Origin of the sequence: Streptomyces sp. NPDC048352 (assembly GCF_040651895.1) — a bacterium.
GTDB lineage: Bacteria > Actinomycetota > Actinomycetes > Streptomycetales > Streptomycetaceae > Streptomyces.
In genome coordinates this window covers 19,320-29,296 of record NZ_JBEZKZ010000070.1, presented here as the reverse complement: position 1 = coordinate 29,296, position 9,977 = coordinate 19,320, and the positions used below count along the sequence as shown (strand labels likewise).

At 75.3% G+C, this 9,977-nt stretch carries 10 protein-coding genes; 7 read left to right on the top strand and 3 right to left on the bottom strand.

Features of this window, described 5'->3' with window-relative positions:
* Window positions 1–72: 72 nt before the first annotated feature.
* On the top strand, window positions 73–249 hold the full coding sequence (locus AB0D45_RS27725) for a DUF397 domain-containing protein (protein WP_362463929.1): 177 nt from the start codon (window positions 73–75) through the stop codon (window positions 247–249).
* The gene (locus tag AB0D45_RS27720) at window positions 246–500 is read left to right on the top strand and encodes a glutaredoxin domain-containing protein (RefSeq protein WP_361596826.1); all 255 of its coding nucleotides are present in this window, start codon (window positions 246–248) and stop codon (window positions 498–500) included. Before AB0D45_RS27725 ends, AB0D45_RS27720 begins: the two co-directional genes overlap by 4 nt.
* A gap of 17 nt (window positions 501–517) precedes the next feature.
* Here the strand turns inward: AB0D45_RS27720 and AB0D45_RS27715 are convergent, their stop codons facing one another.
* Window positions 518–1,753 (bottom strand): serine hydrolase domain-containing protein, encoded by a 1,236-nt coding sequence (locus AB0D45_RS27715; RefSeq protein WP_362463926.1) that lies wholly within the window; start codon window positions 1,751–1,753, stop codon window positions 518–520.
* A gap of 197 nt (window positions 1,754–1,950) precedes the next feature.
* Here AB0D45_RS27715 and AB0D45_RS27710 point away from each other — a divergent pair, with 197 nt between their 5' ends.
* Window positions 1,951–3,156: an FAD-dependent monooxygenase gene (locus tag AB0D45_RS27710; protein ID WP_362463923.1), complete on the top strand. Its 1,206-nt coding sequence runs from the start codon at window positions 1,951–1,953 to the stop codon at window positions 3,154–3,156.
* Between the two features lie 57 nt (window positions 3,157–3,213).
* Here the strand turns inward: AB0D45_RS27710 and AB0D45_RS27705 are convergent, their stop codons facing one another.
* Complete coding sequence (locus AB0D45_RS27705) at window positions 3,214–4,251, bottom strand: hypothetical protein (protein ID WP_362463920.1); 1,038 nt, start codon at window positions 4,249–4,251, stop codon at window positions 3,214–3,216.
* 118 nt (window positions 4,252–4,369) lie between these two features.
* On the opposite strand from AB0D45_RS27705, the gene AB0D45_RS27700 reads away from it, so the two are divergent.
* Both AB0D45_RS27700 and AB0D45_RS27695 read left to right on the top strand, forming a co-directional pair.
* A complete protein-coding gene (locus AB0D45_RS27700; RefSeq protein ID WP_362463918.1) occupies window positions 4,370–6,256 on the top strand; it encodes a C1 family peptidase in 1,887 nt (628 codons plus the stop codon).
* A gap of 43 nt (window positions 6,257–6,299) precedes the next feature.
* On the top strand, window positions 6,300–6,611 hold the full coding sequence (locus AB0D45_RS27695; RefSeq protein WP_362463915.1) for a protease inhibitor I42 family protein: 312 nt from the start codon (window positions 6,300–6,302) through the stop codon (window positions 6,609–6,611).
* A 33-nt stretch (window positions 6,612–6,644) separates the two neighbouring features.
* On the opposite strand, the gene AB0D45_RS27690 is transcribed toward AB0D45_RS27695, so the two are convergent.
* Window positions 6,645–7,823 (bottom strand): DUF418 domain-containing protein, encoded by a 1,179-nt coding sequence (locus AB0D45_RS27690; RefSeq protein ID WP_362463913.1) that lies wholly within the window; start codon window positions 7,821–7,823, stop codon window positions 6,645–6,647.
* Between the two features lie 146 nt (window positions 7,824–7,969).
* On the opposite strand from AB0D45_RS27690, the gene AB0D45_RS27685 reads away from it, so the two are divergent.
* Window positions 7,970–8,638, top strand: coding sequence for a GntR family transcriptional regulator (locus AB0D45_RS27685; protein WP_362463910.1), 669 nt, complete (start codon window positions 7,970–7,972; stop codon window positions 8,636–8,638).
* Window positions 8,635–9,945 carry an MFS transporter gene (locus tag AB0D45_RS27680; protein ID WP_362463907.1) on the top strand — a complete coding sequence of 437 codons (1,311 nt, stop codon included), beginning with the start codon at window positions 8,635–8,637 and terminating at the stop codon, window positions 9,943–9,945. Before AB0D45_RS27685 ends, AB0D45_RS27680 begins: the two co-directional genes overlap by 4 nt.
* Window positions 9,946–9,977 lie beyond the last annotated feature (32 nt).

Below are 9,977 nucleotides of genomic sequence, written 5' to 3'. Positions count from 1 at the left end.
ACGCACGGCTGAGCCTTGCGCCGCACGACTCCGCGAACCTGATCGAGGCGATCCGTAAGGGTGTGTAGGACCGTGAGGCAGTTCGAGTTCGTGAAGTCCAGCTACAGCGACGACCAGGCCAACAGCGAATGCGTCGAGGTGGCCACGAACGTGCCCGGCACGGTCGCGGTCCGGGACAGCAAGCAGGCCGACGGCCCGGTCATCCAGGTCACCCCCACCGCGTGGGCGGCCTTCGCGGGGTCGCGTTGAGCGCCGGGACGACCGTCTACTGGCGGCCCGGCTGCGTCTTCTGCATGAAGCTCTGGACGCAGCTCCGGCTGACCGGCACGCCGTACCGGCCCGTCAACATCTGGCGGGACCCGGACGCGGCGGCCTTCGTCCGCAGCGTGAACGACGGCAACGAGACCGTGCCCACCGTCCGGGTCGTCGCCCCCTCCGGTACGGAGACGGTCATGACCAACCCGAGCCTGGCCCAGGTCCGCGCGGCCATGGCGGCCTGACTCCCCTCCCGGCCCGGTCAGTCGTGCCGCGGTGCCGTCGGTTTGTGGCCCGGGTAGACGTGGTCCGGGGTGACGATGGAGGTGACGGCCTCGCCGAACAGGGTGCTGGGTTCCTGGCCGTCGTGCAGGACGTCGGTGTTGAGGATGACCACCAGCGTGGCCCGCTCCTCCGGGAGGTACACGCCGAGGCTCTCGTAGCCGGGGAGCGAGCCGTTGTGGCCGATCCAGCCCTGGACGTCGAACAGGCCCAGGCCGTAGCCGGCGCCCGGGATGCCGACGGAGGTGGTCTTCAGGCGCTGCGCCTGCGTCGCGGGCTTCAGCAGGGTGCCCGTGGCGAGGGTCTTGGCCCAGCTGCGCAGGTCTTCGAGGTCGGAGATCATCGCCCCGGCGGCCCACGCCCAGGAGGGGTTCCAGTCCGTCGCGTTCACGATGTCCCCGGAAGCCGACTGGTCGGTGTAGCCCTGCGCGTGCGGGGAGGGGAAGGCGGCGCTGGTCGGGAAGAGCGTGTGGTGCAGCCCCGCGGGCTCGATGACCTGCTCCTTGATCACCTCCTGTAGCGGCCGGCCCGTGACCTTCTCGATGACCAGGCCGAGCAGGACCAGGTTGGTGTTGGAGTACTCGAACTCGGCGTTCGGCGCGAAGTTCACCGGGTGCCTGAACGAGTAGTCCAGGAGCTGCCGGGGTGTGAAGGGGCGGGTGCCCCCGGTGGTGAGCGCCTTGTCGAAGGCGTCGTCCTCGCTGTAGTTGAAGAGCCCGCTGCGCATGCCGGCCAGCTCGCGCAGGGTGATGCGGTCGCCGTTCGGGACGCCGGAGACGTACCTGCCGATGGGGTCGTCCAGGCCGGCCTTGCCCTGGTCGACCAGCCGCAGGAGGGCGGTGACGGTGAAGGTCTTGGTCTGGCTGCCGATGCGGGTGTAGAAGTCGGTCCGCATCCGCGCACCCGTCTCCTTGTCGGCCACGCCGAACGTCTTCACGTAACTGCCCTTGCCCGGCGCCCACAGCCCGACGATGACGCCTGGCACCTTCGCCTCGCGCAGGGTGTTCCGGATCGCCGCGTCGAGCTTCGCGGCGACGGCGGGGGTGAGCTCCGGGAAGTCCCGGTCCCCGGGGTCCGGTGAGGGGGCCGCGGCGGTGGGGCGGGCCGCGTCGGGAGATCCGTACGCGTGGCCGGCGGCGGCGGGGGCGAGGAGCACACCGGCGGCGGCCACGGCCGTGCAGGCCCGGCGGAGCCGGATACGGGCGGTCGGCGTCACGGCACGGCCTCCTGTCGTCCGAGGACCCCGAGCCGTCCCCAGCGTAGGGCCGCCCCGCCCCGGCCGCGCGGCGAGCCGTACGGGCGGCGTGGTGCGGGACGGCGTCCGCGCGGGGGTGGCCGGATGTGCCCGGCCGGGGCGGGTCTGCTCAGTAGGGTGGTCCGACCAGGGCAACTCGGCTTCTGCAGGGGGCGGTTATGCGCGGTGGAGCGGTCGCTGTGGTCGGCGGGAGCATCGCGGGGTGCGCGTTCGCGTCCGCCGCGGTGCGGGCCGGGGCCGAGGAGGTCGTCGTGCTGGAGCGCACGCGCGGGCGGCTCGCGGACCGCGGGGTCGGGCTGTGCGTGCACGACGAGCGCGCCGCCGAGCTGGCCGCCGCCGGGGCGCTGCCCGGCGGGATCCCCGCGCACCGGCTGCTGCGGCGGCGGTGGGTGGTGCGGGACGCGGAGGCCGGGCCCGGCGGGCGGGTCGTGTGGGAGCAGCCGTTCCCGTTCCACTCGTACCACTGGGGTCTGCTGTGGCGCGGGCTGCGCGGGGCGATGCCGGACTCGGTGGTGTACCGGCAGGGCGTGGCCGTGGCGGCCGTGGCCGGGGACGGGGACGCGGCCGAGGTCCGGCTCGGCGACGGCTCCGTCGAGCGGTACGAGCTGGCCGTCGGCGCCGACGGGTACCGGTCGGTGGTGCGGGAGGCGGTGGCTCCGGGGGCGCGGCCGCACTACGCCGGGTACGTGTGCTGGCGCGGGAACGTCGACGCCGGTCTGCTGGACGGGGCCGGGTCCTTCCCCGAGGCGGTGACCACCGTGTGCTTCGACGGCGGGAGCTGCGTCGTCTACCGCATCCCGGGTCCGGACGGGCCCCGGGTGAACTGGGTGCTCTACGCTCCGCCCCCGCGGGGCGGCGGGCTGCGCTTCGACGACCCGACGAGCTTCCCGCCGGGCGCGCTGACCCCGGAACTCCTGCACCACCTCCGGGCGTTGCTGGAGCGGGAGTTCCCGCCGTACTGGGGCCGGGCGCTCGCGCTGACCGACTCGGCGGACACCTTCGTGCAGCCCATCTACGACCTGGAGACCGCGAGCACCACCGCCGGCCGGCTGCTGCTCGCCGGGGACGCGGCCACGGTGGTGCGGCCGCACAACACCAGCGGCGCCGCCAAGGCGCTCCAGGACGCCACCGCCTTCGGCGCCGCGTGGGCCCGGGCGGGCACGTGGGAGGAGCTGCTGCGCGACTACCAGGCGGCCCGGGGCGCGGCCGGCCGGGAACTGGTCGCGCTGGCACGCCGGTTGGGGCGTGCGCAGGTGGAACGGACCCCGCGGTGGGGCGGCATGAGCCGGGCCGAGGCGGAAGCGTGGTGGCAGGCCCAACTGGCAGGCGCCCCGGGCATCGGCGGCCAGGCCCTGCCCCGCTGAGGGTCCCCACCCGCCGGACCGGGCCGCGCCCCACCCAGGCCCGCCGCAGCTGGCCGGTCAGTCGTCCGCTGCCACCAGGAGGGTCAGGCGGCCCGCCGTGCGGTCCACGAGGACGAACTCGTGGAACTCGCCGTGCACGCCGCCCCAGTCGTGGAAGTCGCCCTCCCCGACCCCCGTCAGGGCGTAGACGGCGTCGGCCGCCGCCACGCGGTCGAACACCTCCCGCCGCAGATCCGCCCCCAGTTCGGCGGGCACGGCGTCGTACCGGTCCGCCCACTCCCGCAGGACCCGCGCGGCCCGCTCCCGGCCGAAGGCCTCGTACGCGCCGGGGGTGATCAGCCGGCGCCAGTACGGGCCGTGCCTGCGCCCCCGCGGCAGCACCCCGCCCCCGGCGTAGTCGTCGCGGAACTGTTCGTGCCCGATCAGCGCGGCGAGCAACCGCCCGTCCCCGGCGGGCTCGGCGGGCAGCCGCAGGTGCTTGGCGTCGACCCACCGGCGGCCGTGCGACCACCGGTCCTCGCAGCCGTACTCCCGGAAGTCGAGGAAGGCGCCGCCCTCATGCGTGAGCGTCCCGTCCACGGCGTGCAGCCGCTCCAGGGCCGCCTCCAGACGGGCCGCGTCCACCGCGTCCTTCGGCCGGCGCGGGCGCTCCGGCACCCAGACCGGCATCATGCGCTTGATCTCGATCTGCGCCTCGGGTGACACCACCCGGCATTCCAGCCCGCCGAGCCGCCCCGGCTCCACCCCGTCCAGCATCCCCTCCGGCCAGGCCGTGCCCGCCCAGGGCCCGCCCGCGGCCACCACCCGGCCGCCGTCCCCCCGCGCGACCAGGGCGAAGCTCAGCTCCTCGCCGTCCCGTACGAGGTCCACCTGCTGGTCGTCCGCGCGGCGGACCTCGTACCCGCGGGCCACGAGGCGCTCCCGCAGATCCTGCGCGTCCCGGGCCCAGGCGAACCAGTCGACGTCCTCGTGCTCCCGCGTGATCCCGCCGAGCCAGAAGTCCATGGCCCAGCCGCCCCGCAGCCAGACCTCCAGGCCCAGGCCGCAGACCTCCTCGATCATCGCCAACTGCCGCCGGCCGCGTCCGTCGTCCATGCGCGAACCGTACGACCCCCGTGCCACCGCGCGACCGTGCGGACCCCCTTGACGGGCCCGGGGCGCGGGGAGACGCTCCCCGGGCTCACGACCGCGGGTGGCAGCTGGGGGGCCGGGGATGCCGGAGGAGTCTGTGCAGACGGTGGGGGAGCTGCGGGCGCAGCTCGCGGCGCAGGGGGCGCGCTGGACCGTCAGCGAGCACCTGGCGGACTCCGAGCCCGTGCCGAGACCCGCCCTCGGCCTGGAGCCCGGCACCCGCCTGACGCCCGCCGCGGACGCCGGCCCCGTCGACCTGCGGGCGCTCGTCGGCCGGGAGAGCGGCAACCCCCACCTGACCCGCCGCCGCGCCGCCCACGGCCTGCTGCCCGGTACCGGCGCGGCCGGCGCCGGCCGGCCCGCCGCGGTGGACTGGCGCAACCGCTGGGGCTGGCCCTGGCTGACCAAGGTCAAGGACCAGAACCCCTGCGCCTCCTGCTGGGCCTTCGCCGCGGCCGGCCTGGTCGAGTCGATGGCCCGGATCGAGCACGACGTATGGGCCGCCCGCTCCGAGGGCGACGTCCACGACGGGCTGAAGTCGCCCTGCGGGCAGGGCGGCGACCCGGAGACCGCCCTCGACTGGATCCGGGAGAACGGCGGCCTCGCCGACCCGGACTGCTGGCCGTACAGCCCGCCGCCCCCCGGCCTGCCCGCCGAGCGGCGCGACGCCTGGCGCGCCGAGTACACGCCCGGCTGGGACCGCTCGGGCCGTACCGTCCGGATCACCGGCCACGTGCGCCTCGGCGACGTCGAGCAGCAGAAGGCGTGGCTGGACGCGGTCGGCCCGCTGATCGCCTGCTTCGACGTGTACGACGACTTCTTCGGGCTGGGCTCCGGCGTCTACCACCGCACCAGCGACCGGCTCGCGGGCGGCCACTGCGTCCTGGTGGTGGGCTATGACGACGCGGCCGGCTGCTGGCTGTTCAAGAACTCCTGGGGGCCCGGCTACCACGTCGGCGGCTACGGCCGGATCGCCTACGGGGAGGCCGGCATCGACCACTGGGCCAAGTACGGCCTGCACGGCACCGACATCGACCCCTGGAGCAAGCGCCGCCTGCACGCCGGCAGCGTCTACGAGAGCGGCAACGGCCGCTCCCACCGCAACTTCGAGATGGCGGCGACCGCGGGCGGCGGCCGCCTGCAGCACTGGTGGCGCGAGGGCGACGCCCCCTTCGCCTGGTCCCGCGGCCGGACCTTCGCCTGCGACGCCTCCGGCCAGCCCGCCTTCACCGGCACCAGCTACAACCGGAACATGGAGTCGCTGCACGTCACCACCGGCGGCCGGCTGCGCCACTGGTACTACGAGCAGTCCGTCGGCGTCTGGCGCGACGGCGGCGCCTTCGGCCCGGGGGACGCCGCCCTCGGCTCGACCCCGGCGTTCATCCAGAGCGACTACGGCCGGCCGGGCAACTTCGAGGTGGTGGTCCGCACCGCCGACGGCCGCCTGAACCACTGGTGGCGGATCAACGGCGCCCCCTGGACATGGAACGACGGCGGCCGCTTCGCCTCCGGCATCGCGCACTTCGGCCCCGCCCTGGTGCAGACCCGCTCCCGCACCCTCGACCTGGTCGCCGCCCGCACCGACGGCCGGATGCAGCTGTGGTGGCGCGACGACCCGAACGGCTTCGTCTGGCGCGCCGGGGAGGTCTTCGGCAGCCGCGCCGGCTCGGCGCCCTGCATGATCGAGGGCCAGTACGGGGCCGCCGACGAGGACACCGCCGGGAACTACGAGCTGTGCGTGGCCGTCGACGGCGGCCGCGTCGAGCACTGGTGGCGGGGGAACGCGGCCGGTGCCCCCTGGACCCGCAGCGCCGTCTTCGGGCACGACGCGGTGGCCGTCACCGGGATGCTCCAGGGCAGTTTCGGGTTCAACCTGGAAGTCCTCGTCCTGCGCACCGACCGCCTGCTCCAGCACTACTGGCGCGACGGCGCGGGCTGGCACGAGGGGGCGGTGATCGGCCCGGCGTGAGGGCGGGCGGCGAGCACGAGGCGGACGGAGGCGGCCGGTGGAGGTGCGCGAGATCGCACTCGGCGCCGGGGAGTCGTACGAGCTGCGGCTCACCGGGCGCGGGGCGCGCGGGTACGTGTGGACCTGGCAGGTCACCGGGAACGCCGACGCCGTCTCCGTGAGCGAGGCCGCGCCGCCGCCCGCGCAGACCCTGCCCGGCGCCCCGCTGGAGCGGGCGTACGTGGTCCGCGGCCGCAGCCCGGGCGGCCGGGCCCGGATCCGCTTCGCGCAGATCCGCCCGCCCTACCCGCAGGAGGCCCCGTACGACGAGTTCGTGCTGGAGGTGGAGGTCACCGCGGCCACGGGCGCGCCCTGAGCCCCGGGCCGCAGCCCCTTGAGCCCTGGGCGGTCACCGCCGCACCCCCAGCACCCGGTGCTGCACGGCTTCCAGCGGGCCCCGCTCGAAGCGCCGCAGCCACAGCCGGGAAGCGGCCACCAGGGTCAGGCTCACCGCCGCCCACAGGCCCATCACCCACCAGGGCCCGCTGCCTCCGAGCCGCTCCGCCAGGCCCAGCCCGACGCCGTAGCAGAGCAGGACGCACAGCAGGTTCTGGCCGACGTAGCAGGACAGGGCGGTGCGGCCGACGGAGCCGAGCGCCGCGGCGCCGGGGACGGCGAACCGGTCGAGGGCCCACCCGATCAGCCCGATGTAGCCGATCGCGACCAGCGGGGCGATGCAGTAGCGGCCCAGCACGAAGAAGTCGGGGCCGCCGAGCGCGGCGGCGGCGCCCAACGGCAGCCCGAGGCCGAGGCCCCAGGCGGCCATCCGGCCCCGGATCCGGCGTCCGCCCGCGGTCGGGGCGAAGGCGCCGGCGCGGTGGAGGCGGACGCCGAGGAGGAAGAGGAAGACCAGCAGCCCGAAGGTGAAGACGGGCTCGATGCGCAGCCCGAGGGCGTGGTCGAGCCGGAAGCCGATCTGCTCGGCCCAGCTGCCGTGCGCGTAGAGCCGGACGGCCGACGCGTCCACCGCCTTCGGCGCGTGGTCCGGGGTGAGCACGTCCCCGAGCGTCACCAGGCCGGTCAGGGCCAGGTGCACTCCGGCCGCGCCCCACATCACGGCCCGCCGCACCCGCTCGGAGCGGGCCAGCAGCCAGGCCACCAGCAGGGCGGTCACCGCGTACCCCATCAGGACGTCCCAGGCGAAGACGAGGACGAAGTGGACGGTGCCCTCCAGGAAGAGGAACGCGGCCCGCCGCGGGTACCGTCCGGGCCACCGCTCGCCGCGGCGGGCGGCGGAGTCGTACTGGATGGCCAGGCCCACGCCGAACAGGACCGTCAGCAGGGAGAGGAACTTCCCGTCGGCCAGGAAGCGGAAGACGGCCTCGGCGACGGTGGCGGCGGACGGGTCGGCGAGGGGGTCGGGCAGGTGCATGCCGCCCTGGAGGACGCTCCACTCGGAGCCGGGCGAAGCGAAGATCCACACGTTGGTCATGAGCGTGCCGAGGACGGCGGCGCCGCGCAGGACGTCGAGCAGGGGCAGCCGGGCGGCGGTCGCGTCGGCCCGGGGTGGGAGGAGGGTGTCGGCCATGTCCCCAGCGTCCCGGCGGCGGGGGCCCGCTTCGTCCTGCCCGTGGAGGAACACCGGCTACATCCTTCGATGCAGCCGCCCGTGGCCGGCGTCCACATCGCGGACACGACGGATCGTTGCACCGCTCATGTATCTATCCTGTGCGCATGCCATCCGCCACCCGTGTCGTCACGGCCGCCGACCGCGTCTACCGCCACGTCAAGCAGGGCGTCCTCGACCGCCGCTACGAGGGCGGCGTCCTCCTCACCGAGGGCGAGCTCGCCGTGGCCGTCGGCGTCTCCCGCACCCCGGTCCGCGAGGCCCTGTTGCGGCTGGAGACCGAGGGCCTGCTGAGGCTGTACCCGAAGAAGGGCGCGCTGGTGCTGCCGGTCTCCGCCCAGGAGATCGCCGACGTGGTCGAGACCCGGCTGCTGGTCGAGGAGTTCACCGTGCGCAGGGCCGTCCCGGCCCCGCCCGCGCTGCTGGACCGGCTCACGCTGCTGCTGGAGGAACTGCGCCGGTACGCGGCCCGGGGCGACCTCGCCGCGATGACGACCGCCGACCGGTGCTTCCACGCCGAGATCGTCCGCAACGCCGGCAACGAGATCCTCAGCCGGCTCTACGACCAGCTCCGCGACCGGCAGCTGCGCATGGGCGTGGCCCTGCTGCACGCCCACCCCGAGCGGGTGGAGCGGACGCTGGAGGAGCACGCGGAGATCCTGGAGGCCCTGCGCGCCGGGGACGCGGAGGCGGCCGCGGCGGCCGTACGCGGCCACGTCGGCCGGGTCGGAGCGCTCGTACGGGGGCGCGAGGCAGGCGCCGGGGGCGAGCGGTGACCGCCGATCCGCCGGGCGGCCGCAAGGCCGTCGCCGTCTGGTGCATAGGCGTCGCCGTCTACTTCGTCGCCGTCATCTTCCGCACCAGCCTGGGCGTCGCCGGCCTGGAGGCGGCGGACCGCTTCCACGTCAACGCCTCCGCCCTGTCCACGTTCTCCCTGCTCCAGCTGCTGGTCTACGCGGGCATGCAGGTCCCCGTCGGCCTGATGGTGGACCGGCTCGGTACCAAGAAGGTGCTGACGCTGGGCGCCGTCCTGTTCACCGCCGGGCAGCTCGGCTTCGCGCTCTCCCCCTCGTACGGGACGGCGCTCGCCGCGCGCGCCCTGCTGGGCTGCGGCGACGCCATGACCTTCATCTCCGTCCTGCGGCTCGGCACCCGCTGGTTCCCCGCCCGCCGCGCCCCGCTGATGGCGCAGCTGGCCGGGCTCGTGGGAATGGCGGGCAACCTGGTCTCCACCCTCGTGCTGGCACCCGTCCTGCACGGGCTCGGCTGGGTGCCCGCCTTCGCGGGCAGCGCCGCCGCGGGGCTGGTCGTCCTGGTCCCCCTGGTCCTGTTCCTGCGGGACCACCCCGACGGACACGGGCCCGCGCCCGTCACCCGGGGCGGGGGCGGCTTCGTACGGCGCCAGATCCGGGAGTCGTGGCGGGAGCCCGGCACCCGGCTCGGCCTGTGGGTGCACTTCACCACGCAGTTCCCGGCGATGGTGTTCCTGCTGCTGTGGGGGATGCCGTTCCTGGTCGAGGCGCAGGGGCTGTCCCGGACCACCGCGGGCGCGCTGCTGACCCTGGTGGTCGCCGCCAACATGGTCTTCGGGCTGGTCTACGGCCAGCTCATCGGCCGCCGCCCCGCCGCGCGCCTCCCGCTGGCGCTCGGCACCGTCGGCATCACCGCGCTCCTGTGGGGCTCGGTCCTCGCGTACCCCGGTCCGCGCGCCCCGATGTGGCTGCTGGTCACGCTGTGCGTGGTGCTGGGCACCTGCGGCCCGGCCTCGATGATCGGCTTCGACTTCGCCCGGCCCGCGAACCCGGCCGAGCGCCAGGGCACCGCCTCCGGGATCACCAACATGGGCGGCTTCCTCGCCTCGATGACCACCCTGCTGGCGGTGGGCGTCCTGCTCGACGCCACCGGCGACGACTACCGGATCGCCTTCTCGTCGGTGTTCGTCCTGGAGGCCCTCGGCGTCACGCGGATCCTCCGGCTGCGCGGCCCCGCCCTGTCCCGCGAACACGACCGCACCGCCCCCGCGGCCACGGCCGCGGCGCAGCAGCCGGGCCCCGCGGACAACCCCAGCCCCGCCGGCGTCTGAGGCAGGCACGGCGGGGGCGTGGGGGCCGCCGC

Coding starts and splice junctions, on each gene's coding strand:
- AB0D45_RS27710 (WP_362463923.1), top strand. CDS start 1,951: ATGCGCGGTGGAGCGGTCGCTGTGGTCGGCGGGAGCATCGCGGGGTGC.
- AB0D45_RS27685 (WP_362463910.1), top strand. CDS start 7,970: ATGCCATCCGCCACCCGTGTCGTCACGGCCGCCGACCGCGTCTACCGC.
- AB0D45_RS27690 (WP_362463913.1), bottom strand. CDS start 7,823: ATGGCCGACACCCTCCTCCCACCCCGGGCCGACGCGACCGCCGCCCGG.
- AB0D45_RS27705 (WP_362463920.1), bottom strand. CDS start 4,251: ATGGACGACGGACGCGGCCGGCGGCAGTTGGCGATGATCGAGGAGGTC.
- AB0D45_RS27700 (WP_362463918.1), top strand. CDS start 4,370: ATGCCGGAGGAGTCTGTGCAGACGGTGGGGGAGCTGCGGGCGCAGCTC.